The organism is Homoserinimonas sp. A447 (assembly GCF_054489325.1).
Window position 1 is genome coordinate 419,567 of sequence record NZ_JBTMWW010000001.1, and the last position, 25,885, is coordinate 445,451.

At 65.6% G+C, this 25,885-nt stretch carries 26 protein-coding genes; 20 read left to right on the forward strand and 6 right to left on the reverse strand.

The window, feature by feature from the left end; all coding sequences use genetic code 11:
* Positions 1–88: 88 nt before the first annotated feature.
* From ACX3O0_RS01980 to ACX3O0_RS02000, 5 genes are all read left to right on the forward strand, one after another.
* Positions 89–640: an alternate-type signal peptide domain-containing protein gene (locus ACX3O0_RS01980; RefSeq protein WP_459090496.1), complete on the forward strand. Its 552-nt coding sequence runs from the start codon at positions 89–91 to the stop codon at positions 638–640.
* Between the two features lie 101 nt (positions 641–741).
* Positions 742–1,302 (forward strand): TasA family protein, encoded by a 561-nt coding sequence (locus ACX3O0_RS01985; protein WP_459106617.1) that lies wholly within the window; start codon positions 742–744, stop codon positions 1,300–1,302.
* Positions 1,303–1,307: 5 nt separating this feature from the next.
* Entirely contained in the window at positions 1,308–2,258 is a 951-nt protein-coding gene (locus ACX3O0_RS01990) for a hypothetical protein (protein WP_459106618.1), read from the forward strand.
* Positions 2,255–3,085: a hypothetical protein gene (locus tag ACX3O0_RS01995; protein ID WP_459090502.1), complete on the forward strand. Its 831-nt coding sequence runs from the start codon at positions 2,255–2,257 to the stop codon at positions 3,083–3,085. The genes ACX3O0_RS01990 and ACX3O0_RS01995 overlap by 4 nt, the downstream gene beginning before the upstream one ends.
* On the forward strand, positions 3,082–3,834 hold the full coding sequence (locus ACX3O0_RS02000; RefSeq protein WP_459108433.1) for a signal peptidase I: 753 nt from the start codon (positions 3,082–3,084) through the stop codon (positions 3,832–3,834). The genes ACX3O0_RS01995 and ACX3O0_RS02000 overlap by 4 nt, the downstream gene beginning before the upstream one ends.
* Here the strand turns inward: ACX3O0_RS02000 and ybaK are convergent.
* Together ybaK and glgX are read right to left on the reverse strand one after the other, a co-directional pair.
* Positions 3,802–4,278 carry a Cys-tRNA(Pro) deacylase gene (gene ybaK / locus ACX3O0_RS02005; protein ID WP_459106619.1) on the reverse strand — a complete coding sequence of 159 codons (477 nt, stop codon included), beginning with the start codon at positions 4,276–4,278 and terminating at the stop codon, positions 3,802–3,804. The two genes, ACX3O0_RS02000 and ybaK, sit on opposite strands and share 33 nt — an antisense overlap.
* Before the next feature lie 2 nt (positions 4,279–4,280).
* Complete coding sequence (glgX, locus tag ACX3O0_RS02010) at positions 4,281–6,320, reverse strand: glycogen debranching protein GlgX (RefSeq protein WP_459106620.1); 2,040 nt, start codon at positions 6,318–6,320, stop codon at positions 4,281–4,283.
* Positions 6,321–6,386: 66 nt separating this feature from the next.
* Between glgX and ACX3O0_RS02015 the strand changes: the two genes are divergently transcribed.
* Entirely contained in the window at positions 6,387–7,595 is a 1,209-nt protein-coding gene (locus ACX3O0_RS02015; RefSeq protein ID WP_459106621.1) for a cysteine desulfurase family protein, read from the forward strand.
* Here the strand turns inward: ACX3O0_RS02015 and ACX3O0_RS02020 are convergent.
* The 4 genes from ACX3O0_RS02020 to ACX3O0_RS02035 all read right to left on the reverse strand — a co-directional run bounded on the left by ACX3O0_RS02020 (position 7,568) and on the right by ACX3O0_RS02035 (position 11,258).
* Positions 7,568–8,098 (reverse strand): methyltransferase family protein, encoded by a 531-nt coding sequence (locus ACX3O0_RS02020; protein ID WP_459106622.1) that lies wholly within the window; start codon positions 8,096–8,098, stop codon positions 7,568–7,570. The two genes, ACX3O0_RS02015 and ACX3O0_RS02020, sit on opposite strands and share 28 nt — an antisense overlap.
* Positions 8,095–9,228, reverse strand: coding sequence for a flavin-containing monooxygenase (locus tag ACX3O0_RS02025; protein WP_459106623.1), 1,134 nt, complete (start codon positions 9,226–9,228; stop codon positions 8,095–8,097). Before ACX3O0_RS02025 ends, ACX3O0_RS02020 begins: the two co-directional genes overlap by 4 nt.
* Positions 9,225–9,539: a hypothetical protein gene (locus tag ACX3O0_RS02030; RefSeq protein WP_459106624.1), complete on the reverse strand. Its 315-nt coding sequence runs from the start codon at positions 9,537–9,539 to the stop codon at positions 9,225–9,227. Before ACX3O0_RS02030 ends, ACX3O0_RS02025 begins: the two co-directional genes overlap by 4 nt.
* A 96-nt stretch (positions 9,540–9,635) precedes the next feature.
* Positions 9,636–11,258 (reverse strand): helix-turn-helix transcriptional regulator, encoded by a 1,623-nt coding sequence (locus tag ACX3O0_RS02035; protein WP_459106625.1) that lies wholly within the window; start codon positions 11,256–11,258, stop codon positions 9,636–9,638.
* A gap of 222 nt (positions 11,259–11,480) precedes the next feature.
* Between ACX3O0_RS02035 and ACX3O0_RS02040 the strand changes: the two genes are divergently transcribed.
* The 14 genes from ACX3O0_RS02040 (at position 11,481) to ACX3O0_RS02105 (ending at position 25,881) form a co-directional block, all read left to right on the forward strand.
* Positions 11,481–11,825, forward strand: a complete 345-nt coding sequence (locus tag ACX3O0_RS02040) for an ArsR/SmtB family transcription factor (RefSeq protein ID WP_459106626.1) — start codon at positions 11,481–11,483, stop codon at positions 11,823–11,825.
* The gene (locus ACX3O0_RS02045; protein WP_459090521.1) at positions 11,825–12,055 is read left to right on the forward strand and encodes a hypothetical protein; all 231 of its coding nucleotides are present in this window, start codon (positions 11,825–11,827) and stop codon (positions 12,053–12,055) included. Before ACX3O0_RS02040 ends, ACX3O0_RS02045 begins: the two co-directional genes overlap by 1 nt.
* 51 nt (positions 12,056–12,106) lie before the next feature.
* Positions 12,107–13,216: a tRNA 2-thiouridine(34) synthase MnmA gene (mnmA, locus tag ACX3O0_RS02050; RefSeq protein ID WP_459106627.1), complete on the forward strand. Its 1,110-nt coding sequence runs from the start codon at positions 12,107–12,109 to the stop codon at positions 13,214–13,216.
* Entirely contained in the window at positions 13,213–13,629 is a 417-nt protein-coding gene (locus ACX3O0_RS02055) for an ankyrin repeat domain-containing protein (RefSeq protein WP_459106628.1), read from the forward strand. The genes mnmA and ACX3O0_RS02055 overlap by 4 nt, the downstream gene beginning before the upstream one ends.
* Before the next feature lie 50 nt (positions 13,630–13,679).
* Positions 13,680–15,905 (forward strand): NAD-dependent DNA ligase LigA, encoded by a 2,226-nt coding sequence (gene ligA / locus ACX3O0_RS02060; protein WP_459106629.1) that lies wholly within the window; start codon positions 13,680–13,682, stop codon positions 15,903–15,905.
* Between the two features lie 133 nt (positions 15,906–16,038).
* Positions 16,039–17,442, forward strand: coding sequence for an alpha/beta hydrolase (locus ACX3O0_RS02065; protein ID WP_459090529.1), 1,404 nt, complete (start codon positions 16,039–16,041; stop codon positions 17,440–17,442).
* Positions 17,443–17,517: 75 nt separating this feature from the next.
* Positions 17,518–17,817, forward strand: coding sequence for an Asp-tRNA(Asn)/Glu-tRNA(Gln) amidotransferase subunit GatC (gatC, locus tag ACX3O0_RS02070; RefSeq protein WP_459090531.1), 300 nt, complete (start codon positions 17,518–17,520; stop codon positions 17,815–17,817).
* Entirely contained in the window at positions 17,817–19,358 is a 1,542-nt protein-coding gene (gatA, locus tag ACX3O0_RS02075; protein ID WP_459106630.1) for an Asp-tRNA(Asn)/Glu-tRNA(Gln) amidotransferase subunit GatA, read from the forward strand. The genes gatC and gatA overlap by 1 nt, the downstream gene beginning before the upstream one ends.
* Entirely contained in the window at positions 19,358–20,878 is a 1,521-nt protein-coding gene (gatB, locus tag ACX3O0_RS02080) for an Asp-tRNA(Asn)/Glu-tRNA(Gln) amidotransferase subunit GatB (protein WP_459106631.1), read from the forward strand. The genes gatA and gatB overlap by 1 nt, the downstream gene beginning before the upstream one ends.
* 287 nt (positions 20,879–21,165) lie before the next feature.
* A complete protein-coding gene (locus ACX3O0_RS02085) occupies positions 21,166–21,954 on the forward strand; it encodes an ABC transporter ATP-binding protein (RefSeq protein WP_459090537.1) in 789 nt (262 codons plus the stop codon).
* Positions 21,947–22,639, forward strand: coding sequence for an ABC transporter ATP-binding protein (locus ACX3O0_RS02090; protein ID WP_459090539.1), 693 nt, complete (start codon positions 21,947–21,949; stop codon positions 22,637–22,639). The genes ACX3O0_RS02085 and ACX3O0_RS02090 overlap by 8 nt, the downstream gene beginning before the upstream one ends.
* 39 nt (positions 22,640–22,678) lie before the next feature.
* Positions 22,679–23,917 (forward strand): ABC transporter substrate-binding protein, encoded by a 1,239-nt coding sequence (locus tag ACX3O0_RS02095; RefSeq protein WP_459106632.1) that lies wholly within the window; start codon positions 22,679–22,681, stop codon positions 23,915–23,917.
* Positions 23,918–23,986: 69 nt separating this feature from the next.
* Positions 23,987–24,856: a branched-chain amino acid ABC transporter permease gene (locus ACX3O0_RS02100; RefSeq protein ID WP_459090543.1), complete on the forward strand. Its 870-nt coding sequence runs from the start codon at positions 23,987–23,989 to the stop codon at positions 24,854–24,856.
* Positions 24,853–25,881: a branched-chain amino acid ABC transporter permease gene (locus ACX3O0_RS02105; RefSeq protein WP_459106633.1), complete on the forward strand. Its 1,029-nt coding sequence runs from the start codon at positions 24,853–24,855 to the stop codon at positions 25,879–25,881. Before ACX3O0_RS02100 ends, ACX3O0_RS02105 begins: the two co-directional genes overlap by 4 nt.
* Positions 25,882–25,885: the final 4 nt, after the last annotated feature.

The window sequence follows — 25,885 nt, forward strand, 5'->3', positions numbered from 1 at the left end:
TGTCTGATCGCAGTGCGTTGGGGGAATGGTGTGCGGTCAGTCGGGCCCATAACCCGACGCCCTTCGCGGTGTCGCGAAAGGAAACACCATGAACAAGCTCGTCAAGGGTTCAATCGCCGGTGCAGCCGGCATCGCGCTGCTGCTCGGTGGGGCCGGAACGCTCGCCTACTGGAACGACAGTGCGACTCTCGCCTCGGCCGGTACTGTAACAGCGGGACAGCTGGACATCTCGGTCGAGGAGGCTGGCGAGTGGACTGCGGCCTACGCTGGCGGTGCAGAAACGACTCTCAACGCGGCGGCGCTTGCTGCGTACCGGATCGTGCCCGGTGACAAGCTCGTGTACACGGAAACGCTCACCATCACCGCTGTTGGCGACAACCTCTCGTTCCAGCTTGCTGAGAATGTCACTGACACCGTCACCTCCACAATCACCGGCGCAACCGTGGCGTCGACTTTCGATGTCGAGGGCTCAGACGGAGTCGCAGTCACGGACTTCACCGACCTGGGCGCCGACACCTACACGGTTGTTGCAACGATCACGGTTGACTTCCCGTTCGATGCGAGCGGCGCCACCTCTCAAGCAGGCAGCACTCCGCTGGACCTGTCTGGCGCGATCATCACGATTACGCAGATTCCGTAACAGCACGGTTGTCGGCGGGTGCAGCTTCCTCCTTCGCGCCCGCCGACCGCCGATCCGCGCACCCTCCCCCTCCTTCCCCTCTCGCCTCAGGAGGTGACCCCATGTTCATGCCCGCACCCGCAGTACGCCATCACGCGGCTCTGATCAAGAGCATGCTCACCGTCTCAGCCGCCGCGCTGGGAGCGACGCTCATTGTCGTGGCTACCGCCGGCGGAACCTACGGGCTTTGGACGGACTCATCACCGGTCAACGCCGGTGTCGTGGAATCTGGCTCGCTCACTCTTCTGGTGAACAACGGATCTTCAACGGTGATCGACTCTTCACCGTGGGGGGCAATGTTTCCCGGGGACCGCGTGCAGCAAGCGGTGACGCTCACCAACACCGGAACGGTGCCTGCCGACGTCACGGTCGTCGCGAGTTCCACATCCGCTGCCGTGAGCGACTACCGGGTGGAGATTCTTCCAGGCGCCTGCCCCCCAGGATCGACGAACCTCGCCGCCCCCGACTCCCTCACGGTGCAGTCCGCGGTGGGCGTGTGGTCAGCCGGCCAGAGCCTTGAGGCCTGTATCGAAGTGACCCTGAAGGATGAGGCGTCAGATGCCAGCAGGGGAGCGGCGATTCCCCTGACCATTGTCTTCACCGCAACGCAGAAGGTTGCCTGATCATCATGAAGACATCCCGTTCGCGTCGCCTCAGGAAGAGCCTCGAGAACCCGTTGCGCCGAAACCTGATCCACAGCGGCGGAGTGGCGCTGCTGATCACGCTGCTGGTGGCATCCGGCGCCGGTGTCAGCTACGCATACTGGAATTCCCAGGCAACCGGGACCAGCACCGTGCAAGGCGGGCAGATTGCCGTCATCACCAATTTCGCCGGTCTCAACGCCTTTGCCTTCGATGAGGGTGTTTTCACCAGCAACGGCTCATTTACCGCGACCAACGCCACCCAAGGCACGACCCGGACCATGCCGGTCTCCTCGCAACTGAGCGCAACCGTCACCCCAGCGGCCCGGACTGCGAATCTCACTGTCGCCGTGTGGCAGAACACGACTGCCTGCACCGTGAAGCCGACCCCATCCGGTGCTACAACGGGACAATTGGGTGCCATCCCCCCGGTCTTGCTCAACCTGGGTCCGGGTGCCAGTGCGACGTTCTGTGTACGCGTCGTTGACAGTGCGCACAGCCAACTCGGCGGTGAAGACGGGTTCACCATCACCCCCACAGTGACGTCAACCATCTCGCCGAACGCCGCGAGCGGATGGTTGGCATCCGCAACACATACCGGGGTCGCAACGACCGTGCCAGCAGGGACGGGCGCCATTCTGAGTTGCGGGCTAACAACTGATGGTCGAGGTGTCATCCTCTCCTGGCCCCACACGGCCACGAACCTCTATGACGCTTATCTCGTGGACGGCACCACAGTGACCCCAATCAGGTCTCCCCTTCTCAAAGAGAACACCCCTACCCAGATGTCCATCTATGCCGACCTTGCGTGGCCGTCAGGCAATGCGAACCTGAAGATCCGGGTGAGCGACGCACAGCACCCGGGAGCCTACAAGGAGTTCCCGGTCAAGAAGACTGGTGGATCCAGCGGCAATGTGACTCTGGAATGCGCATCATGATGACCCCTCTGTGGCGTCTCATCGCACCCGGGGTCGCCCTCGGGTTGGTGCTGACCGGACTGGCGACCGCGAGCCCGGCCGCTGCCGCTCCGGGCGGTGTCGAAGTCAGCCCTGATGGGGTGAGCTACAACTCGACCTATTCCGGCGCGCTGTTTACCAGCCTCGCGAATTTGGTGCCAGGGGACAACGATGAGTCCCTGTTCTATCTGCGCAACTCCTCGACGGAGCCGGGCTTTCTACGCATAACCCTGCGCGACGTGGTCACGAGCAACTCCGATTTCGCCAACGCCCTGAATCTGGGTGTCAGCACTCCTGGGCACGTCGGGACGCCGGTGACCATTCTTGAAGCTAACCCGTGCTGGGTGCTGCTCGAGGGCCAAGTTGTTGCGCCCGGTGAAGTCGTCCGTGTGACGACGTCGCTGTCCTTGGGCGATCTGCGCGGCCAGGCAGGCCAGGGCGCGACAGCCAACGCTGCCCTGAGCGTCGCGCTCACCGGCACCGTTCAGCAACTGCCCCCGACGGAATGCGGGCGGAGCGGAACGGTGCTCCCCGTCGTGCCCCAACAACCGGCGCGGCCCTCGATGTCGGGTGTGGGCGGTTCAGGCGCAGCTGCGGAAGGAGACGCGCCTCCCACGGCTGCAGGTTCGCCGGATACGGACCTTCCCGTGCTCAACGTGCCAGAATTCCTTGGCATCGACCCCAATACCTGGCGCCTCTTCGAGGAGTACTTGGTTCTCGTGCTGATCGGAGCATCCGTTTTAGGTGGCGCTGTTTTCCTCGTGGTGCGGCGTTGGAGCAAGAAAGCCGAAGCGGAGACCCTCGTATGAGTGAGCGGCGAGCAGCCGGAGACGGCGACCAGAATAAGTCGAGGGGAATTCTCTACTATCTGGGTGTTGGTCTCAGCGCCGGGTTACTGGCATTCGTGCTACTCGTCGGGGTCATGGTTATTGTCGTCCCGGCCGTAACCGGGTCAACCCCCATGACAGTGCTGACCGGTTCCATGGAGCCGACCTACCCGCCGGGAACGCTCATCATCGTCAAGCCCATCAATGCACAAGACATCCGGATCGGCGATCCGATTACCTACCAGATCAAGTCTGGTGAGACAGCAGTGGTGACTCACCGGGTGATCTCAATCAGCCATTTGACCAACGGTGAACGAAGTTTCACAACCAAGGGCGACGCCAACGGCGCGGCAGATGCCGTGCCGGTGCAACCGGTGCAGCTGAAGGGAAAGGTCTGGTACAGCGTTCCGTGGATCGGCTATGTGAACAACCTTTTCAACGGGCAGAGCAGAGCCTTGATCATCCCCGCCATTGCAATCGCGCTGTTCATCTACGCCGGCTACATGGTCGCTAGCGGGATTGCCGCCGGCGCCAAGAAGCGTCGGTTGGCGCGCGAGCAGGAACGGGATCGCGAGTTGGCGCGGGCCGACGAGATACTGGGGCGAGCCTCGGCAAGCTCGACTGGTCTCGACGAGCTCGACCCGCTTTTCCGGGCCGCTCCGCTCGACAAGGCCGATTCGCTCCAGTTGCCTGACGCGTCAGGGCCGCGCGATCGCCGCGACCGTCGCTGAGGTGACGGCAACCAGGTCGGCCGGTGCGAGTTCAATGTCGAACCCGCGCCGGCCACCGCTCACGAACACGGAGTCGTAGAGTTCTGCCGTCTCATCGAGCACCGTCGTGTGCTGCGTCTTCTGCCCGATCGGGCTGATGCCGCCGACGACATAGCCGGTCTTCCGTTCGGCGACGGCAGGGTCCGCCATAGCGGCCTTCTTGCCGCCAGCGACCGCGGCAAGCGATTTGAGGTCGAGCATCCCGGTGACCGGAACGATTGCGACGACGAGGCGACCATCGACATCCGCCAGCAGCGTCTTGAACACGCGCTCCGGATCGAGGTTCAGCGCGGTGGCCGCCTCCAGCCCGAAGTTCGTAACGGAAGCGTCGTGCTCGTAGGCGTGCGGGGTGAAGCGGATGCCCGCAGCGCTGAGCGCGACGGTGGCCGGGGTGCCGAGTGCCATCGTTACTCGACCCGGAAGAGCTGCATCGAGGTGGGCGCGAGCGTGAGTTCGGTGCCGGGCGCGTGCGCATCCGGGCCGGTGTCGTCCAGGGCGCTGTCCCACAGCAACACGTAACCGGCGACGCCCTCGTGCTCTGGCAGGGTGACGGTCTTCTGCTCCTCGATGCCGTTCACCACCAGCAGGATGCTGTTCGGCACCTCCACCTCCGGCGTCGACGACGCGAAGTACTGCAGGGTGCGCTCCTCCGGGGAGTCCCAGTCGTCGATGGACATCGACTCACCCTCGGCGTTGTACCAGGACATCTCGGTAGCGGAAGCGGTCACTTGGCCGGTGACACCGAAACGGGACGGCCGCAGTGCCGCGTTCTCGCGGCGCAACCGCAACAGCTTCTGGGTGACTCGCCACAGGTCCCATTGCCAGTCTTCGCGCTCCCACTGCAGCCAGGTCAGCTCGTTGTCGTGGCAGTAGGCGTTGTTGTTGCCGTTCTGGCTGCGGCCGAACTCGTCCCCGGCGGTGACCATCGGCACACCCGCGGACAGCAGCAACGTCCCCAGCAGGTTGCGCATCGCCTTGCGCCGGGCGGTCACGATGTCCGGGCGGTTGGTCGGGCCCTCCACCCCGTGGTTGAAGGAGTGGTTGTCATCGGTGCCGTCCCGGTTGTTCTCGGCGTTGGCCAGGTTGTGCTTCTGGTTATAGGTCGTCAGGTCGGCGAGAGTGAAGCCGTCATGGGCGGTGATGAAGTTGACGCTGGCCAGCGGTCCGCGCTCCTGCGAGAACTTGTGGGCGGAGCCGGCCAGGCGCCTCGCCATACTGCCGATGCCCTCGGAGGCGACGCCGTGCTTTCGGGCCTTGGCGACATCCGTCAACCAGAAGTCACGCATCCGGTTGCGGTAGCCGTCGTTCCACTCCGACCAGCCGTTCGGGAAGTTGCCGACCTGCCAGCCGCCCATCCCCACGTCCCACGGCTCGGCGATGATCTTGGTGCCGGCGAGGGCAGGGTCGTCGACGATTGCCTGGAGCAGCGGATGCTCCGGCTCGAAATGAACGTCGCCGTTGCGCCCCAGCGTGGTCGCCAGGTCGAAGCGGAAGCCGTCGACCTGCACCTCGTTCGCCCAATAACGCAGCGAGTCGAGCACCAGGCGCTGGGCGGCCGGCAGCGAGAAGTTGATGGTGTTGCCGCAGCCGGTGACGTCGATGTAGTCGCCGTCCTCCATCTGCCGGTAGTACGACGCGTTGTCGATGCCGCGCAGGCTGGTGGTCGGGCCGCCAGGACCCTCCTCGGCGGTGTGGTTGAAGACGACGTCGAGAATGACCTCGATGCCGGCCTCGTGCAGCAGCTTCACCATGCCCTTGAACTCCCTCAGGACGGCTGCCGTGCCGCCGTAACGCGCGTCGCGCGAGGCGTAGCCGGTGTGCGGAGTGAAGAAGCCCAGCGTGTTGTAGCCCCAATAATTGGCAAGCCCCAGGTTCAGCAGGCGCTGCTCGCTGACGAACTGCTGCACCGGAAGCAGCTCGATCGCGGTGATGCCCAGATCCTTCAGCTCGGCGATCGCACTCTCATGGGCGAGGCCGGCATAGGTGCCGCGCAGGTGCTCCGGAACGGCCGGGTTCAGCTTGGAGATGCCGCGGGCATGAGCCTCGTAGATGACCGTTTGGTCGAGCGGGGTGTTCGGTTTCTGCGCCCCCGCCCAGTCGAACGAGTCATCCTGAACGTACGCGCGCCATCCGCCCTCCGGTGTGCGGGCGAGGCCGCGCGCATACGGGTCGAGCAGGTGGCGGGTGGGGATGAAATGGTTCGTGGGGGAGACCGGCCCGTCGGCGCGGATCGAATAACTCTGCCCCACGGTGAGGGCCGGATGCGCGGCCGTCCAGACATTGTGTTCGTCCCTGGTCATCGCGACCGTCTCGACCACCCAGTTGATGTCGTTGTCGTCGAAGAGGCACAACTCCATCGCCGTCGCGTTCGCAGACCACACGCGCAGTTGACCTCCCGCGTCGTGCACACGCACGCCCAGGTCTTGCAGCGGGTCTTCGGAGGACATCGTTCTAGAGTAATCAGTGCGCGGGCAAGCCAGATTCCGCGCGCAAACCCCCAATTTTGGAGCAGCATGGCCGTCTACCTCGATCACGCGGCGACCACCCCCATGCTTCCGGAGGCCCGGGAGGCCCTCATCAACGCGCTGGACCTGGTGGGAAACCCGTCATCCATTCACAGCCAGGGCCAGAATGCGAAGCGGATGCTCGAGGAGGCGCGCGAGAAGGTCGCCGCCTCCCTGGGCTGCGACCCTATCGAGGTGGTCTTCACCTCGGGCGGCACCGAGTCGATCAACCTTGCGTTGAAAGGCCTCTACTGGGCGCGGAACGCTGCACCCGCAGATCCCGCCGCTTCAGCGGGTCGAGCTCGTCGAGACCAGCCGAGCCTGCCGAGGCCGAGACTCCTTGTCCCGCACGGCGAGCACCACGCCACCGTCGACACCGTCGAGTGGCTGGAGCAACACGAGGGCGCCATCATCGAGTGGCTGCCGGTCGATGAAGTCGGCCGCATCCGCCTCGATGCACTCGCCGAGGCCCTGCAGTCACACGACGACATCGCCCTGCTCACCGTGATCTGGGCGAACAATGAGGTCGGTACGATCCAGCCGATGGCCGAGATCACGGCGCTCGTCGCCCAGTACGACGTTCCGGTGCACGCGGATGCCGTCGCCGCCTACGGCCACATCCCGGTGTCCTTCGCCGGATCAGGCTTGGCGGCGCTCAGCGTCTCCGCGCACAAGATCGGCGGCCCGCTCGGGATTGGCGCACTGGTGCTCTCGCGCACGGCGTCCGTCACCCCGCTGATCCACGGCGGCGGGCAGCAGCGCCAGGTACGGTCGGGAACCCAGGATGCGCCCGCTGCCATCGCGTTCGCCGCGGCCGCGCAGCATCCGTTCCCCTCGCTCGCCAGGCTTCGCGACCGCCTGATCGCCGGCGTGCAGGCTGCTGTTCCCACCGCGGTCCTGCGCGGCGACCCCGTCAACCGGCTGCCGAACAATGCGCACTTCACGTTCCCCGGTTGCCAGGGGGACTCCCTGCTGTTCCTGCTGGACGGGGCAGGAGTGTCAGTGAGCACGGGTTCAGCCTGCCAGGCCGGGGTGCCCGAGGCGTCCCATGTGCTGGTCGGGATGGGGCTGAGTGAGGCTGAAGCGCTGGGAGCATTGAGGTTCACCCTCGGCCACACCTCAACCGAAGCGGATGTTGACGCCCTGCTTGCCGCGCTGCCCGCTGCCGTTGAGCGCGCCAGCCGCGCGGGCTACGCGGACCGTGCGGTCGCCCGCTGAGGCGTGAACCACCGCTCGGCAAAACTCATTACTCTTGCGAGCGAGCCATAGCGCGGAACCCGCTCGGCGTAGTTCAGGTACTGCGGGCCGAACGCCTGAACGAGCATCCTCTCCTCGGCGAGAACCCCGCGGTGCTCGGCCAGCACCGCCAAGGCCACGGTGATGAAGACCCACGCTGAACCGCGCAGCACGCCGAATCCCAGGTGGATGAGCCACCAGCCGACGTACATGGGATGCCGACTCAACGCGTACGGTCCTGTCGTCACCAGTGTCGGCGGTCGTTCGAGGTCGAACCCGTCGACAGCGTGGCGACGCCGCTCCGACAACGCCCAGCTGATGAACGCGCATCCGGCCACCATCAGCCCTGGGCCGGCTGCCCGGCGAACTATTCGCGGGCCAGGTAGCCGGGCCGCACGGAACCGGCCGAGGCGTGCCGCCGCTACCATTCCGATCACCTGCCCTGGAGGCAGAGGCAGGTTGTGCAGGAGATTCTTCACGCTCACCGTGACACCTTCGCTGTCGATTGCTGCCGCCCGGATGTGCGCGGTGCGCGGGCGGCGATGTGGCCGGCCAGGTACCTGGCATCCCGGCCCACTCCCGGAATGGTCGCCGACACAACCGCGAACAGGAATTCCAGCCCGAGGAAGTACAAGCCCGGAACTGATTCGACGACCCCGCGGCGCTGCCGGGGTCGACCGGCCTGGTCGAAGGCCGGTAGGTCAATCCACCCGAAATCGTCTCGATAGCCGGTGCACCAGATCACATTCGCAACGTCTAGCACCTGATTCCCTTCGAGCACCGGTCTTCCGTCCTTGGCGCCGGACACTCGGGGGACCGCGCCAACCCCGGCGGCCGCAAGCTCGGCGCGCTTGGTACGGATGAGCGGTGTGGCATGTGCGGAAAACGTCGGCGCGAGCCTGCGCCCGATGGGGGTATTGAGAGTGAGCACGTGCATCCCGGCGAACCGCACAAAAGGCAGGACGAACCGTGCCGCCGCCCGGCCGTGGCGCACCGGGAGTTCGCCCCTCGGCACGCCTGAAACAGAGGTTGGATGCGTCTGGCTCACTTCCAGCGCGATCTCGGCGCCCGAGTTGCCCAGCCCGACGACAAGCACCGGCCCGGGCCGGAGTTGGCTGTTATTTCGGTACGCACTGGAGTGCAACTGATTCACTCCCTGACCGAGCAGCCCGGAAACGGTCGGCACCTGGGGTGCCTGGCAGCCGCCGGTCGCCACCACCACGTTCTCTGCTCTCCATCGACGTCCACCCGAGCTGACGACAAAACGATCATCCTCCCGCCACAGCCGATCCACGCGCACACCGGTGCAGACCGGCAGGCCGAACCGTTCGGCATACCCCTCGAGGTAGTCGGCCTGTTCATCCTTGGTCGGGAACGCGAGCCGGTCGCCGGGGAACGGCATCCCGGGGAGGCCGTCATACTTGGCCGGCGTGAACAGGCGGAGGGAATCCCAGCGGAGCCGCCAGGCGTCGCCTATGCGCTGGTGCGCGTCGAGGATGACGAAATCACGACGCTGCCGCGCGAGGTGGTAGCCGATAGCGAGCCCGGCTTGTCCGCCGCCGATAACGACGGTGTCCAGAAGTTCGTCGGATTCACGGTCCGGGTCGAAGTTCATGATGCTGCCTCCTGTTCGAGAACGTGGGACTGGGTGAATATGTCGGGGTGGAGGCCGTTCCGGTACCGGAGGAACCAGATCAGCATCAGCGCGGATGCGACGACGTAGAAGGAGTGCAAAAGCCAGATCGGGCCAACCGGAAGGCTGAACACGTACAACGAGTGCACGACATTGGCCAGGTTGGTCATCGCCAGGTAACTCAGGCTGTACGACGCCAGGTCCCTGGTGCGCGCGGCCTTGCGAAGCATGGGCAGCATGCTGACCGCGAAAATGACCGTTGAGATCGCGCCGGCGAGGATGGGGATGTTCATGCCATCGACGCTACGGAGGGTATCCGGTGTGCACGTCGGGAAGATCCCCCAAAACTGGGTAGCGCCGTGTGGGTAAAACTATGTAGCCGATAGTTGCTAGACCAGGCCGTGCTCATAGGCGTATGCCGTGGCCGCCGCCCGCGACGATAGCCCGAGCTTCGTAAACATGTTGCTGATATGCCGCGCAACGGTTTTCTCGCTGATGTACAGCTCGGCGGCGACCACACGGTTCGTTTTGCCTGCCGCCACGAGGTGCAACACCTCGAGCTCCCGCGCGGTCAGCGGGCCGGCAGAATCCGTCCGCGCCAAGGCGTTCGTTTCGGCGAGCGCTGGTGCCGCGCCGAGTTCGGCGAAAACGTCCCGTGCGGCCGCGAACTCCATCAACGCGGAATCCTCGTCGCCCAAAGCACGGCAAGCGAGTGCTGCGAGCACCCGGCAGCGTGCGGACTCGTACGGAGCATCCAGCTCCTGCCATATCCTCCACGCCCGGCGTGCCTTACTCAATGCGCCTCTCGCATCACCCTCCTTCAGGAGCACAGCGCCGTCGCCTTGGTCTGCCATGGCCTGCATCATCGGCATCGCGGCGGTGATGGCGACCTCGGCGAGCTGGTCGGCCGCCAGCCGAGCAGCGGCGACATCGCCGGCGGCAAGCTCGATCTCGACCAGACCGGGCAACAGCAGGCGCCGGGTCGCCTGATCGACAAGGTCGCCAGCCCGGCGGATGCTGGTTTGAGCCAGCAGCGTTTTCCCCTGCGCGAGCCGGAGCAGGGCAAGTCCCGGCTGCGGCTCGAACCCGCCCTGATTTGCCTGGCGGTACGACTCCTCGGCATCCTCCAGTTCACCGCGCAACCGCTGAATCTCCGCTTGCTGATACCAGGCACCGTAGACAGCGTTCCGGTCACCGCGTCGATACCGCTCCTGTGCTGCCTGCGCCGCCTCGAGAGCATCGACCCAGGCACCGTGCAGAAGGTAGAGCTCGGCGCGATGCGCCTGGCATTGACCGCTGAACATCACCATGTCCGGGCGGGCTTCGCACCAGTGGTCGAGCGCCATCGTCCACTCTTGGGCGCGACGCACGTCGAAGGCGAGGTGACAGTTCCCGATCACGGCGCAGTAGATGATGCCTGCTGGAATCGGCGAAACCTCCCCGGCAGTGACTGCGACCATCACCTCGTCGAACAGACCCAGTCCTTCGCTCAATTCGCCCAGCGCGATCTTCGCCTGGCCTTGCCCAAGTTGGGTCAGGGCGACCAAATCGGAATCGTGAAATCGTTCACCGGCAGCGAATGCCTCACCAAAGAGACGTGCCGCGCTGGCAGCGTCTCCTCCGTAGAGCGCCCCCAGGGCGGCCGGGATGAGCAGGAAGCCCTCGACGGAGCAGGGCTCCGGGTTCGACTGAAGCACCCGCTTGGCCCGCGAGAACCAGCCGGAGGCGCGCGCACCGTCACCCATGCCCATCAAGTACATACCGATCCAGCCGGCGCACCTGGCTGCGCTGGCGAAGTCGCCGTCGGCAAGAAAGGCTTCGTGGGCTCTCGTCGCCGTGTCGATTCCGACGCTTTCCTGGCCGGTGACGAGCGCAGCCGTGGAGAGGTGCTCGAGATCCTGGGGCGGCAGGCTGCCATCCTGCTCGGCTCGCGTCAACGCGCTGATCGCATCACTCCACCGATGCTCTGCAAAGGCGGTGCGGCCGCGGTCGAGGTCTGCTGACAAGGTCATGATGACTTCCGGCGGCGAGTGCCCAGTGCCGGGAAGGCGCAGGACACCCGTCAGGTACCGTCACGCTACTGCCGCACCATCAGGCGCGCAAGCGCTCCGTGCCTACTCAACGTACGGGTGGCCCGCGGCGGGTCGGCTCGCGATTTCACCTGTCGGCCAACTTGACAGACTGGGGCCTGCATGTGTTAGTTTCTTCTAACAGGTGCAGTAAAGAGGAGAATCGTGAGCAAATCAGACGCCAGGGGAGGGATTTTCTCGACCGACGACACCGCTGAACAACTCAGCGCTCGGTTGTCGGCGATCGCCAGCCCGCAGCGGATGCGCATCATTGCGATGCTGGTGGGGGAGCGGCTCCATGTGAGCGAGCTCGCCAGGCAGGTCGGGATGTCACGAGCGCTTCTCTACATGCACCTCACCAAGCTCGAGGAGGCCGGATTCGTTACCGGACATCTCGAATTGAGCGAGGACGGCAAGGCCTTGAAGTTCTTCGAGGTCGTGCCCTTCGCTCTCACCATCGACGCCACAACAATCGTCACCGCCGTACAGGCAGAAATCGGAGAAAACTAATGGACATCACCGCACTGGGCTACATCCCGTGGTTCGCCTGGATCGCAATCGTCGGCATCATCGTGGGCGGTCTCATCACCGTGGCGACGAAGTTCGCCGGCCGCAACACCGACCTGGCAAAAGCACTCGAGCAGAACGCAGCCGTCAATGAGAAGCTGATCGCCCGCCTCGACGGCATCGACTCCCGCCTCGGCTCGGTGGAGAAGACCCTCAACGACATCCCCGGATAGGCGGCGTGAAGGGTGCGGGGCGGCTCAGGGCAGGCCCGTACACTGGTACGCGTGAAAGTTCTGGCAGCGATGAGTGGCGGGGTCGACTCCGCCGTCGCTGCCGCGCGCGCTGTCGACGCCGGCCACGAGGTGGTGGGCGTTCACCTGGCCCTCAGCCGGATGCCCGGAACCCTCCGCACCGGCAGCCGCGGTTGCTGCACCATCGAAGACTCGATGGACGCCCAGCGCGCGGCCAACATCATCGGCATCCCGTATTACGTCTGGGATTTCTCCGAACGCTTCAAGCTCGATGTGGTCGACAACTTCATCGAGGAGTACACCGCCGGCCGCACCCCCAACCCGTGCATGCGCTGCAACGAGAAGATCAAGTTCGCGGCCCTGCTCGAGAAGGCCATCGACCTGGGGTTCGACGCGGTCGTGACCGGCCACTACGCCTCCATCAAGACGGATGCTGACGGCAACCGCGAGCTGCACCGCGCCGCGGACTGGGCGAAAGACCAGTCCTATGTGCTCGGTGTGCTGAACGCGGACCAGTTGGCGCACTGCATGTTCCCGCTGGCCGAAACACCGTCGAAGGCAGAGGTGCGAGCCGAAGCTGCTGAGCGCGGCTTCAGCGTCGCCAGCAAGCCGGACAGCCACGACATCTGCTTCATCCCGGACGGCGACACTCGTGGGTGGCTTGCCGAGCGGGTCGGTGCGGAGCAGGGCGAGATCCTTGACCGCAACGGTGACGTCGTCGGCAAGCACGAAGGAGCCGCCGCATTCACCATCGGTCAGCGCAAGGGACTGAACCTTGGCGTGCCGAGCCCCGACGGCCGCCCACGGTTCGTGCTGGAGGTGCGCCCGAAACAGAACACCGTCGTGGTCGGGCCACGCGAGGCGCTCGACCTCGCCGAGGTCGCTGGGATCCGCTTCAGCTGGGCCGGCCTTGCCCCGGAAGACCCGACAACGCCGTTCGAGTGCCACGTGCAGGTGCGTGCGCACAGCGACCCGGTGCCAGCCACCGCCTGGGTCAATGAGGACGCCGAGCTGGTCATTCGCCCCCAAACGCCGCTCAACGGGGTCTCAACCGGTCAGACCGCCGTGGTCTATGTGGGAACCCGCGTACTCGGCCAGTGCACGATCGACCGCACGGTGAGCGCGGTACCGGTATCGGCATGAACGACGCCCCACTCAGCGAGGACGAGCAGCGCGCATTCGTCGAGGGCGTGCTCGACCTGGCACGCGAGGGCCGCACCGAGCCGCTGCTCGAGATGATCAACGCGGGGGTGTCCGTCGACCTGGTCAACGCGCGCGGGGATACCGCGCTCATCCTCGCTGCCTACCGCGAGCATCCGCAGACCGTCGACGCGCTCCTGGCTGCCGGTGCGGACACCGGCATCATCAACAACATGGGTCAGACGGCTCTCATCGCCGCGGTCTTCCGCAACTCGGAGCCGATCGTGCGGGCACTGCTGCACGCCGGCGCCGACCCGGACATTGGCGCGCACACCGCGCATGAGGTGGCCCAGCAATTCGGGCTCCCGGAGATGCAGCGCATCCTCACCGAGCACGCGACCACGCCCCGCGACTGACCCGCTGAACGCCGCCTGCCGATGTCGCCGGCCGCGCCTACACTTGTGCCGTGGCAGAGACCTACACCGCGCCCGACCTGGATGCCGCGCACGACGAGGCCGACAAGCTGACGGCGCGCATCCTCGAACTGCGTGATGCGTACTACGAGCGCGACGAAGTGCTCGTCGACGACGCGGAATACGACCGGATGATGCACCGACTCGAAGAACTCGAGCGGCTGTTCCCGGAGCTCCAGGGCCAGGACAGCCCGACCCAGACGGTCGGCGGCAAGGCGCAGACCCTGTTCGACCCGGTTGAGCACGCGGAACGGATGCTCAGCCTCGACAACGTGTTCTCCATCGACGAGTTCACCACCTGGGCTGCGAGGGTCGAACGCGACGCCCACCGCCACGTCGACTACCTTTGCGAACTGAAAATCGACGGGCTGGCACTCAACCTGCGCTACGAGAACGGCGTTCTCCGTTCGGCGGCAACCCGCGGCGACGGCCGGGTCGGCGAAGACGTGACAGAGAACGTGCGCCTGATCCCCTCCATCCCGCGCCGGCTGGCCGGCTCCGGGCATCCGCCCCTCGTCGAGGTGCGCGGTGAGGTGTTCTTCCCGGTCGAGGCGTTCCGGGAACTCAACGCCGAACAGGCTGAGGCCGGGGAGCGCGTATTCGCCAACCCGCGGAACGCGGCATCCGGAAGCCTGCGGCAGAAGTCCGAGGGCAAGAGCGAGTCCGGGCTGAGGCTGATGACCAACCGCCTGAGCAGGTTGCGGATGCTCGTGCACGGCATCGGCGCCTGGGCCAACCCTCCCGCCGCCTCCCAATCGCAGGTGTACGAACTGCTGAGCACTTGGGGCCTGCCGACCAGCAGCCACTACCGCGTGAAGAAGACAGCAGGCGAGGTGGCCGAGTTCATCGAATACTTCGGTGAGAACCGCGGCAGCGTCGAACATGAGATCGACGGCATCGTCATCAAGGTCGACGAGTTGGCTCTGCACGACGAGCTCGGTGCGACCAGCCGGGCGCCGCGCTGGGCGATCGCCTACAAGTACCCGCCGGAGCAGGTGAACACGAAGCTGCTCGACATCGTCGTGAGCGTCGGGCGCACCGGACGGGCCACGCCCTTCGCCGTGATGGAGAAGGTGCGCGTTGCCGGTTCCGAGGTGCGCCAGGCGACGCTGCACAACCAGGACGTGGTGAAGGCGAAAGCCGTACTCATCGGCGACACGGTGGTGCTGCGCAAGGCGGGCGATGTGATTCCCGAAGTGCTCGGCCCGGTGGTGGAGCTGCGAGACGGTACCGAACGCGAGTTCGTGATGCCGGCCAATTGCCCGGAGTGCGGCACGCCCCTGCGGCCGGCGAAGGAGGGGGACATCGACCTGCGCTGCCCCAACGCGAAGACCTGCCCCGCGCAGGTTCGCGGCCGGGTGGAGCACATCGGCAGCCGGGGTGCACTCGACATCGAGGTTCTCGGGGAGGTGGCTGCTGCGGCGCTGACGCAGCCGAGCGTTCCGGAGGTTCCGCCGCTGGTCACCGAGGCGGGGCTGTTCGACCTCACCCTCGACGACCTCCTGCCGATCGAAGTCGTTGTGCGCGACAGCGAGACCGGCTTGGTGAAGGAGGTTGAAGACGGCCAGCCGAAAGTGCGAACCCCGTTCCGCCGCAACCCGACGCCCGCCGAGAAGAAGAGCGGACTGCTCGGGCCACAGCCATCATCCAGTGCGGTGAAGCTCCTGGCAGAGATCGAGAAGGCGAAGACCAAGCCGCTCTGGCGCATTCTGGTGAGCCTCAACATTCGCCACGTCGGGCCGGTGGCCGCCCGCGCACTCGCCGACTATTTCGGATCCCTGCAGGCGATTCGTGAGGCGTCCCGAGATGAACTGGCCACCGTCGATGGTGTTGGTGGCATCATCGCCGACGCGGTGATCGAGTGGTTCCAGGTCGATTGGCATCGGGAGATCGTGGAGCGGTGGGCGGATGCCGACGTCCAGTTCTCGACGCCCGGTCACGCCGGGCCGGGCGCGGCAGCGGCGGCGGGCGGTCCACTGGAGGGCGTGACCGTGGTGGCCACCGGGAGCCTGGAGGGCTTCACCCGGGAGGGCGCCCTGGAGGCGATCATCGCGGCTGGAGGCAAGGCGGCCTCGAGCGTGTCGAAGAAGACGGATTTCGTTGCGGCGGGCCCCGGCGCCGGCTCCAAGCTGGCGAAAGCCGAAGAACTCGGCGTGCGGATTATCGACGCCGCGCAGTTCGCCGTGTTGCTCGCCGAGGGGCCATCGGCGCTCGAATAGCGAAACATCCGGATCTTTGCGCCTGCGCAACTTATTGCCATGCAATTGGGCCTCTGCTATACCTACAGTAAGTAAGAACATTTCATTTGCTGATGCTCCTCCCGCATGGGGTACATAGGAAACTGTCCAATCCGTGATTGACCTCGTGGTGCTGCTGGTCGCCTCGGTCACCCTTTCAGGGGTCGCTGGGGTAGTTGCCGCGCCGGATTTCGTTCCGCCCGCCATGGCCAGCACAGCGGCAAGCACCGTGACGCAGGCGCCACAGACGGATCCCTTCAGCGCTTTCCGGGTCGACGGGAACACCACGCTGCGCGCGCAACACGAGAGACTTGACCCCACTCTCCTGCCGCAATTGGCTGGTCGCGTGCTGCTCGAACAGCTTGCGATGCTCGACCGGGCGGAACTCAGCTCGTTCATGGAGACAAGTTCCGAGTCGACGACGCAGCTGCTCCTCAACCCGCCCGCTGCCGGTCAGACCGCCCGCTGGTGGGCTTCGCTGCCGACAGCGGCACAACGCGACCTGCGGGCCGCGGCACCTGAGATTGTCGGCAACCTGCCCGGTGTGCCCATCGCCACACGAGATGCCGTCAACCGCGAGTTGCTCGAGACGACCATCGGCCAGCTCGAGGCGACGGCGGAGATGGGGATCGGCCGTGTTGCGAGCACCGAGATCGGGGCCCAGCTGAGCATGTTGCACCAGATCGAGTTGGCCATCGCGCCGGCGACTGGAACGCCGGACCGCTCGATCATCAGCCTCGACACGCAGTGGCCCGGCCGCGCCGCCATCGTCGTCGGCGACCTGGGAACCGCCGACTACGTCAGCTACCTGATCCCGGGAATGTTCTTCACCATCGAGGGGCAGGTCGTCGACTGGTCGGAGACCGCGCTGGAGTTGTACAACGAGCAGAACGCCTGGCTCGACCTGCTGGGCAGGAGCGACCCGCGGTTGCAGGACAAGACCGTCGCCACGGTTGCCTGGATGGGATACCAGACGCCGAACATCTTCACCGTCGGCTCCGAGGAGCTTGCGGATGAGGGCGCGCTGTACCTGGATTCCGCCATGGATTCGCTCTTCGACGAGCGCGGCACCGACCGGCCGTTCGTGTCGTTGCTGGCGCACTCCTATGGGTCGACCGCGGCGATGAAAGCGCTGGTGACCGGCAACTTCGAGGTCGACTCCTTCGCCGTCGTCGGCTCCCCCGGCAGCGACGCACAGTCCGTTGACGACCTTCACGTTCGCGGACGCAACGTCTTCGTCGGCGAGGCCAGCTGGGACCCGGTGGTGGGCACCGGCTACTTCGGCAACGACCCGGGTGCGCCGTCCTATGGCGCCCACCCGATGAGTGTTGCCGGCGGCGTCGACCTGATCACCGACGAGGAGCTGACCGCATCCGTCGGCCACAATGGCTACTTCGCACCGAACAGCGAGTCGCTGCGGAACATGGCGCTGATCGGTATCGACCGCGGATCGCTGGTCAGCGACGGCTCCGGCCAGGACGTGCAGCGCACCCTCACCTACTTCAATCGCCTGATCTGACGCCCGGCGCCTGCCCGTTGGGGGTGCCCGATAGAATTGGCGGGTCCCCACCAGAAGCGACCCTGCGGAGCCCCCATGTCTGAAATCACCACCGAACAGGTGGCCCACCTGGCCAATTTGGCCCGCATCGCGTTGACGGAGTCCGAGATCGCCAAGCTCACTGGCGAGCTCAGCGTCATCATCGACTCGGTGGCGCGGGTGAACGAGGTGGCGTCAGCCGATGTGCCGGCCACGTCGCATCCGATTCCGCTCAGCAATGTGTTCCGACCGGATGTTCCGGGGGAGACCCTGACGACGGCGCAGGCCTTGAGCGGCGCACCCGACCACGACGGCAGCCGGTTCCGGGTGTCGGCCATCCTGGGGGAGGAGCAGTAATGTCCGATCTGACGAGGATGTCCGCAGCCGCGCTCGCCGAGAAACTGCAGTCGGGTGACGTCTCCAGCGTTGAGGTGACGCAGGCGCACCTGGACCGCATTGCCGCAGTCGACGGTGATGTCCATGCGTTCCTGCACGTGTCATCCGCCGCTCTCGACACGGCGAAGGCGGTGGACGCCAAGCGGGCTTCCGGCGCGAAGCTGAGTCCGCTGGCCGGCGTTCCGATCGCCATCAAAGATGTCCTGTGCACCATCGACATGCCGTCGACGGCAGGGTCGCGGATGCTCGAGGGCTGGGTTCCACCGTATGACGCGACCGTGGTGCGCAAGCTGCGCGAAGCGGACCTGGTGCCGCTCGGCAAGACCAATATGGACGAGTTCGCGATGGGCTCATCGACCGAGCACTCCGCCTATGGGCCCACCCGAAACCCGTGGGACCTCGAGCGCATCCCGGGAGGCTCTGGTGGCGGTTCCGCTGCCGCCGTTGCAGCCTTCGAGGCGCCGCTCGCACTGGGCAGCGACACCGGCGGCTCGATCCGCCAGCCGGCCGCAGTCACCGGTTCGGTCGGCGTCAAGCCGACCTACGGCGGCGTATCCCGGTACGGCGCGATCGCGCTGGCCTCCTCCCTCGACCAGGTCGGCCCGGTCACCCGCACGGTTCTCGACGCCGCGCTGCTGCACGACGTCATCGGCGGCCACGACCCGCGTGACTCCACCTCGCTGCGCGACGAGTGGCCGAGCTTCGCCACTGCCGCCCGCGAGGGAGCAGCGTCCAGGTCGCTCGCCGGCCTGCGCGTCGGCGTGGTGAAGGAGCTCAACGGCGACGGCTTCCAGGCTGGCGTGCACAGCCGGTTCGCGGAATCGCTCGAGCTGATGGCATCCGCCGGCGCCGAAATCGTCGAGGTCTCCGCGCCCAGCTTCGAGTACGCCATCAACGCGTACTACCTGATCCTCCCGGCGGAGGCGTCCAGCAACCTGGCCAAGTTCGACTCCGTTCGTTTCGGCCTGCGGGTGAACCCTGAGGGTGGCGGAACGGTCGAGGATGTCATGGCGGCCACCCGCGAGGCAGGCTTCGGACCCGAGGTGAAGCGCCGCATCATCCTGGGCACCTACGCCCTGAGCGCCGGCTACTACGACGCCTACTACGGGAGCGCGCAGAAGGTGCGCACCCTCATCCAGCGCGACTTCGATGCCGCATTCCTGAAAGCGGATGTGCTGGTCAGCCCGGCCGCGCCGACCACGGCGTTCAAGCTGGGGGAGAAGCTGGAAGACCCGCTGGCGATGTACCTCAACGACATCACGACCATCCCGGCGAACCTGGCCGGCATTCCCGGAATGGGCCTGCCCATGGGCCTGGCACCCGAGGACGGGCTGCCCACCGGCATCCAGATCATGGCTCCCGCGCGCCAGGATGTGAGGCTGTACCGTGCCGGCTCCGCGTTGGAGGCGCTGCTCGAAGAGAAGTGGGGCCGCACGCTGATCAGCCAGGCGCCCGATCTCGCGTTCGGCGAAGAGTTCGCAGCAATGGAAGGTGTCGTCTGATGGCCAAGATCGATCTCATGGACTACGACAAGGCCATTGAAATGTTCGAGCCGGTGCTCGGTTTCGAGGTTCACGTCGAGTTGAACACGCAGACGAAGATGTTCTCTGATGCCCCCAACCCGGCGGCCTTCGAGAACGTGCCGCACGAGCCGAACACGACGATCACGCCCGTCGACCTCGGCCTGCCCGGCAGCCTGCCGGTGGTGAACGAGAAGGCCATCCGCTACTCGATCAGCCTCGGCCTGGCCCTTGGCTGCTCGATCGCGCCGTCGAGCCGGTTCGCGCGCAAGAACTATTTCTATCCCGACCTGGCCAAGAACTACCAGATCTCGCAATATGACGAGCCGATCGCGTTCGACGGCAACGTCGAAGTCGAGCTGCCGAACGGCCGCGTGTTCCAGATCGAGATCGAGCGCGCGCACATGGAGGAGGACGCAGGAAAGCTCACCCACGTGGGTGGCGCGACCGGTCGCATCCAGGGTGCAGAGTATTCGCTCGTCGACTACAACCGAGCCGGTGTTCCGCTGGTCGAAATCGTCACCAAGATGATCACCGGTGCTGAAGCGGATGCCCCGGACCTCGCCAAGGCCTACGTTGCCGCCATTCGTGACATCGTGCTCTCCCTCGGAATCTCGGAGGCGAAGATGGAGCGCGGCAACCTGCGCTGCGACGCCAACATCTCGCTGAGCCCGCGTGGCTCTGGCATTCTCGGAACGCGTACCGAGACGAAGAACGTGAACAGCCTGCGTTCGGTTGAGCGCGCCATCCGCTACGAGATCCAGCGCCAGGCGGCCATCCTCGCCAAGGGCGGCACGATCATCCAGGAGACCCGTCACTGGCACGAGGATACCGGGGTGACCTCCGCCGGGCGCCCGAAGAGCGACGCGGACGACTACCGTTACTTTCCCGAGCCCGACCTGCTGCCGGTCGAGCCATCCCACGAGCTGATCGAGGAGCTGCGCCTGGCGTTGCCGGAGGCTCCGTCGTTGCGCAAGCGCCGGCTGAAGGAGGCTTGGGGCTTCACTGACCTGGAGTTCCAGGATGTCGTGAACTCCGGCCTGCTGAACGAGGTCGAGGCGACGACCGCTGCCGGGGCATCCGCTCACTCCGCCCGGAAGTGGTGGACCGGTGAGATCGCCCGCGTCGCGAACGAGCGCGGGGTCGAGGCGTCATCGCTGGTGTCGCCGCTGCACGTCTCCGAGTTGGTCGCCATGGTGGAGGACGGCGAACTGACCGACCGTCTGGCCCGCCAGGTGCTGGAGGGAGTCATGGCCGGGGAGGGTTCGCCCGGCGAGGTCGTGAAGTCCCGAGGGCTCGCCGTGGTGTCCGACGACGGTGCGCTGATCGCCGCCATCGATGAGGCGCTGGCTTCGCAGCCGGACGTCCTGGCGAAGATCCGCGATGGCAAGGTGCAGGCTGCCGGTGCCGTGATCGGTGCCGTGATGAAGGCCATGAAGGGCCAGGCGGATGCTGCGCGCGTCCGCGAACTCGTGCTGGAGCGCGCCGCCGCGACCGAGTAGCCCCGCCGAACACGCCCCGTTCTCTGCACGATCTATGGCGCGGCCGCATTTGCGGCCGCGCAAGCCGGAAAACACCGCGCAGCTATGGGTGGGATGAGTTGATCGTGCGCGCCCCCGAATTGGGGACACTTGCGCTGGACGCATCAGAGGGAGTACCTTCAACACGAAACCTGAATCACTTGTCAGGTTGATATATCGCCAACCGCCTCCAATGACTGTAGGAAGGGCTTCGCCGTGCTGCTCCCCCCGAAAACCGTGGTTCACGACAGCGTTGACGGAGCGGCTTGGTGAGCGCAGCTCAGCCCGGTGTCGCAGCCGGGTCGGGCACCACGACGCTGCTGGCAGCTTCCGGGTTGACCAAGGACTTTCGCGGGTTCAAGGCCGTCAATGACGTCGACCTGGCGATCCAGGAGGGCAGCGTGCATGCGCTGGTCGGGCCGAACGGTGCCGGTAAGACCACGCTGTTCAACCTGCTGACCGGATTTCTCAAGCCGACTTCCGGAACGATCGTGTTCGACGGCAAGGACATCACCGGCCTCGACCCGGAGAACATCGCCCACCTCGGTATTGCCCGCTCATTCCAGATCACCAGCCTGTTCGACAACCTGACCGCACTCGAGCACCTCGAACTGGCGCTCTGCAGCCCCACCGGCCTCGCCTACAAGTTTTGGCGGTCCGAGCGCACCCTCGATCGCTTCCACGGCCGGGCGCTCGAGCTGCTCGACCAGGTAGGCATGGCCGATCGTGCCAACGACGAGGTCGGCCAGTTCGCCTACGGACAGAAGCGGGCGGTCGAGTTGGCTCTGGCCCTGGCGCTGGAGCCGAAACTGCTGCTGCTCGATGAGCCGACGGCCGGGATGAGCCTCGAAGACGTCGATCGCACCATCGAGCTGGTGCTCAGCATCTCGGCCGGCCGCACGATCGTCTTCGTCGATCACAACATGCACGTCGTCGGCAGCCTCGCCAACAGCGTCACGGTTCTCCAGCAGGGGCAGATCCTGGTGGAGGGCACCTACGACGAGGTCCGCAAGGACGAGAAGGTCATCACCGCTTACCTGGGGCAGGCTCATGCTTGAGATCAATTCGCTGTCGGCGTCCTACGGTGAGGCACGGGTTCTGTCCGACGTCACCATCAATGTGCAACCCGGCGAGGTGGTCACCCTGGTGGGGCGCAACGGTGCCGGCAAGACTTCGCTGCTCCGCTGCATCATGGGGTTGCATCGCGACCTGCAGGGCTCGATCACGTTCGACGGGCAGCCGATCGCCAAGCTGTCACCGAATGCCCGGGCACGCGCCGGCATCGGCTGGGTACCGGATGATCGGGGCATCTACTCGAGCCTGACCGTCGCCGAGAATCTGCTGCTTCCCCCTGTGGTGCATCCGGATGCCTGGGCGCTCGACCGCGTGTACGAAGCCTTCCCGGTGCTGGCAGACCGCCGAGCATCCATGGGCACGCAGCTGTCCGGGGGAGAGCAGCAGATGCTCGCCATCGCCCGGGTGCTGCGCATGGGCTCACGCCTGCTGCTGCTCGACGAGCCCAGCGAGGGGCTGGCGCCGGTGATCGTGCAGCGCATCGGGGAGATCATCCGCGAGGTGAAGGCCAACGGCGTCGCGATCCTCCTGGTCGAGCAGAACGTCAAGTTCGCCTCGACTGTCGCCGACCGGCATTACCTGCTCGCCCAAGGACGTGTTGTCGAACAGCTCGACAACGCTGATTTCCAGGTCAGGGAGAGCGAACTGCTCGAACACCTGGGGATGTAACGCACCGCCAATCCGCACCAAGTACAAGGGAGTATTTACATGGCAATCACGAAGACGCGAGGGCTGGCATTCGCCGCCGTCCTGACGGGCGGGGTCATGCTCGCCGGTTGTGCGGCGGGTGGTCCGCCGGCTGCCACCGAGAGTGACCTCAGTGATGGCAAGGTCGTCATCGGGCTGCTGAACGACCAGTCCGGCGTGTACAAGGACCTGTCCGGCCCGAACAGCGAGATTGCCATCCAGATGGCGATCGACGACTACCACGAGAAGTACGGCGATGAGGCCGTGGCCAAGACGGTGGAGATCACGGTCGCCGACACCCAGAACAAGCCGGATGTCGCCAACACCCAGGCGCAGCAGATGTACGACCGCAAGAGCGCCGACATCATCATGGACGTTCCGGCATCCTCAGCCGCCCTTGCTGTCGCCGAGGTCGCCAACGAGAAGAAGAAGCTGTACATCAACGTCGGTGCCGCGACCATGGAGCTCACCGGCGCAGCCTGCAACCCGTACACCTTCCACTGGGCCTACAACACCCAGATGCTGGCGAAGGGCGCATCCGGCGTTGTCGCTGACGGCGGCGAGACCTGGAGTCTGGTCTACCCCGACTACGCATTCGGGCAGGACATGGTGAAGTCGTTCGGCGCCGCGATCGAGGGTGCCGGCGGAAGCATCAACGAGGCTATCGCCACGCCGTTCCCGAACGACAACTTCGCGACGTTCATCACCAAGGCCGAATCCACCAACCCGGATGTCGTCGGCATCATGGCTGCCGGTGGCGACCTGATCAACTTCGTGAAGCAGTACAACCAGTCGGGCGCTGACGCGACCCTCGCGGTGGGCCTGATGTTCATCACCGACATCCACTCGCTGGGCGTCGAGGAGTTCGCCGGAACCACGTTCACGGATGCCTGGTACTGGGACTACGACGAGCAGAACCGTGAGTTCGCCGACCGCTTCATGGAGCTGGCAGACACCCGCCCGTCGTTCGCCCACGCGGCAAACTACTCGGCCGCGTACCAATACCTGGACGCTATCCAGCGTGCCGGTACGGATGACGCGGATGCCATCATCTCCGAGCTCGAGGGGCTGAAGGTCAACGACGTGTTCCTGCGCAACGGCGAGATCCGTGCCGGTGACCACAGCGTGGTCCACGACACCTATGTCGCCAAGGTGAAGGAGGCAGCTGACGTCAAGGAGGACTGGGACTACGAGGAGATCATCGCCACCATCCCAGCAGCCGATGCCTACCCGGCAGTGAGCGAAGCCTGCTCGCTCTAACCCGACCCTGATTGACCCTGGGAGTGGGCGACGCCAGTCGCCCACTCCCAAAACTCGGAAGAGATCTACATGGAATCGTTCATCCAGTACACGGTGCAGGGGCTCGCGGCAGGCGGGTTCTACGCGCTTGCCGCCCTCGGGCTGGCGGTGATCTTCGGCGCGCTCGGCGTGGTGAACTTCGCACACGGTGCCTTCTACATGCTGGGCGCCGTTCTGTCCGCCGTGCTGCTCAGCACCTTCGAGGTGCATTTCTGGCTTGCCCTGGTGCTGGTGCCGGTGATCATGTTCGTCGTCGGCGTGGTGGTGGAACGGCTGCTCATCCAGTGGCTGCTGAAGCTGGACATCCTGTACAACTTCCTACTGACCTTCGGCCTCGCCCTGCTGCTGGTCGACCTGGTGAAGCGCGAGTACGGCGTCTCCGGGCTGCCGTATGAGCAGGCACCGGGGCTTGAGGGCCTGATCACCCTCGGGTCGGTGACGCTTCCGACGTATCAGGTCTTCGTGTTCGTCTTCTCCGTCGTGGTGTGCATCGTCGTCTGGATGCTGCTCACCAAGACCCGCGCCGGAATGATCGTGCGTGCGGCTACCGAGGAGCCGGAACGCGCTCGGGCGCTCGGCATCAACGTCGGTCGTTGGGTCACCCCGGTGTTCGGTTTCGGCGTGGCCCTCGCCGGGCTCGCCGGCGTTCTCGCCTCACCGTTCCGGGCGATCACCGCCAGCATGGGTAACAACTTCATCATCATCCTCTTCGCGATCGTGGTGATCGGCGGGCTGGGCTCCATCCTCGGAGCCGTGGTCGCCGGGTTCCTGGTCGGCCTCGTCGAGGCTTACGGCCAGGCCTACGCCGGTACGTTCGCGCAGATCGCGATCTTCATCCTCATGGCCGGCGTCATCCTGATTCGTCCTGCCGGACTCTTCGGAAGGCAGGAAACGGTATGACCAGCGACACCCTTCCCCGCGACACCCTGGTGGCAGGCAGCATCCTGGACCCGGCCGTTCGCCGGCGTCGCACGATTCGCCGGCTGATCCTCTTGGGTGTCGGACTGTTCGCCGCCCTCGCCCTGCCGTGGTTCGTCTACCCGCCGGTCGCCATGGACATCGCTGCGTGGGCGCTGTTCGCACTCTCGGTCGACCTCCTCCTGGGCTTCACCGGACTGCTGTCGTTCGGCCACGCCGCCTTCTGGGGGAGTTCGGCCTACGTGACCGGGCTTATCGCCATCAACCTGGGGGTGCCGTTCCCGGTGGCGGTGATCGGCGGCGCACTCTTCGCGATGGTGATCGCCGTGCCGATCGGGCTCCTCTCGGTGCGCCGCGCCGGCATCTACTTCGCCATGGTCACGCTGGCATTCGCCCAGATGATCTACTTCATCGCCAACCAGTGGAAAGACGTGACCGGCGGCGAGAACGGGCTGCAGGGTGTGCCGAGCGCCTTCTTCGGGATCGAGCTGATCGAGAGCGAGTCGTTCTACTTCTACTATGTTGCGATCATCCTGATCGGCCTTGGCGCTTTCGCCGGCTGGCGCATCGTGCACTCGCCGTTCGGCCGGGTGCTGGTGTCGATTCGGGACAACCCGTCGAGGGCGCGAGCGCTGGGCTATGACGTTGAACGGTACAAGCTGATCGCGTTCGTGCTGTCAGCCGGGCTGGCGGGCATCGCCGGCGGTGTCTTCGCGATCAGCCACGGTTTCGTGTCGCTGCAGGAGCTGGATTGGACCACATCCGGCAAGGTCGTGCTGATGACCGTGATCGGCGGCATGGGCACCCTCTGGGGCGGCCCGGTCGGCGCAGCGATCATCGTGCTGCTGGAGGACTCACTGGCCAGTTCCGGTTTCGACGGCATCGGCATCATCACCGGCAGCATCTTCATCATCGTGGTGCTGTTGTTCCGCAAGGGTGTGTGGGGAACGGCCCAGTCGGTGATCGATCGCATCGGCAAGGCGATCGCGGCCCGCCGCAACCACTGACGTC

Coding starts and splice junctions, on each gene's coding strand:
- ACX3O0_RS01980 (WP_459090496.1), top strand. CDS start 89: ATGAACAAGCTCGTCAAGGGTTCAATCGCCGGTGCAGCCGGCATCGCG.
- ACX3O0_RS01985 (WP_459106617.1), top strand. CDS start 742: ATGTTCATGCCCGCACCCGCAGTACGCCATCACGCGGCTCTGATCAAG.
- ACX3O0_RS01990 (WP_459106618.1), top strand. CDS start 1,308: ATGAAGACATCCCGTTCGCGTCGCCTCAGGAAGAGCCTCGAGAACCCG.
- ACX3O0_RS01995 (WP_459090502.1), top strand. CDS start 2,255: ATGATGACCCCTCTGTGGCGTCTCATCGCACCCGGGGTCGCCCTCGGG.
- ACX3O0_RS02000 (WP_459108433.1), top strand. CDS start 3,082: ATGAGTGAGCGGCGAGCAGCCGGAGACGGCGACCAGAATAAGTCGAGG.
- ybaK (WP_459106619.1), bottom strand. CDS start 4,278: ATGGCACTCGGCACCCCGGCCACCGTCGCGCTCAGCGCTGCGGGCATC.
- glgX (WP_459106620.1), bottom strand. CDS start 6,320: ATGTCCTCCGAAGACCCGCTGCAAGACCTGGGCGTGCGTGTGCACGAC.
- ACX3O0_RS02015 (WP_459106621.1), top strand. CDS start 6,387: ATGGCCGTCTACCTCGATCACGCGGCGACCACCCCCATGCTTCCGGAG.
- ACX3O0_RS02025 (WP_459106623.1), bottom strand. CDS start 9,228: ATGAACTTCGACCCGGACCGTGAATCCGACGAACTTCTGGACACCGTC.
- ACX3O0_RS02030 (WP_459106624.1), bottom strand. CDS start 9,539: ATGAACATCCCCATCCTCGCCGGCGCGATCTCAACGGTCATTTTCGCG.
- ACX3O0_RS02035 (WP_459106625.1), bottom strand. CDS start 11,258: ATGACCTTGTCAGCAGACCTCGACCGCGGCCGCACCGCCTTTGCAGAG.
- ACX3O0_RS02045 (WP_459090521.1), top strand. CDS start 11,825: ATGGACATCACCGCACTGGGCTACATCCCGTGGTTCGCCTGGATCGCA.
- ACX3O0_RS02055 (WP_459106628.1), top strand. CDS start 13,213: ATGAACGACGCCCCACTCAGCGAGGACGAGCAGCGCGCATTCGTCGAG.
- gatC (WP_459090531.1), top strand. CDS start 17,518: ATGTCTGAAATCACCACCGAACAGGTGGCCCACCTGGCCAATTTGGCC.
- gatA (WP_459106630.1), top strand. CDS start 17,817: ATGTCCGATCTGACGAGGATGTCCGCAGCCGCGCTCGCCGAGAAACTG.
- gatB (WP_459106631.1), top strand. CDS start 19,358: ATGGCCAAGATCGATCTCATGGACTACGACAAGGCCATTGAAATGTTC.
- ACX3O0_RS02090 (WP_459090539.1), top strand. CDS start 21,947: ATGCTTGAGATCAATTCGCTGTCGGCGTCCTACGGTGAGGCACGGGTT.
- ACX3O0_RS02095 (WP_459106632.1), top strand. CDS start 22,679: ATGGCAATCACGAAGACGCGAGGGCTGGCATTCGCCGCCGTCCTGACG.
- ACX3O0_RS02100 (WP_459090543.1), top strand. CDS start 23,987: ATGGAATCGTTCATCCAGTACACGGTGCAGGGGCTCGCGGCAGGCGGG.
- ACX3O0_RS02105 (WP_459106633.1), top strand. CDS start 24,853: ATGACCAGCGACACCCTTCCCCGCGACACCCTGGTGGCAGGCAGCATC.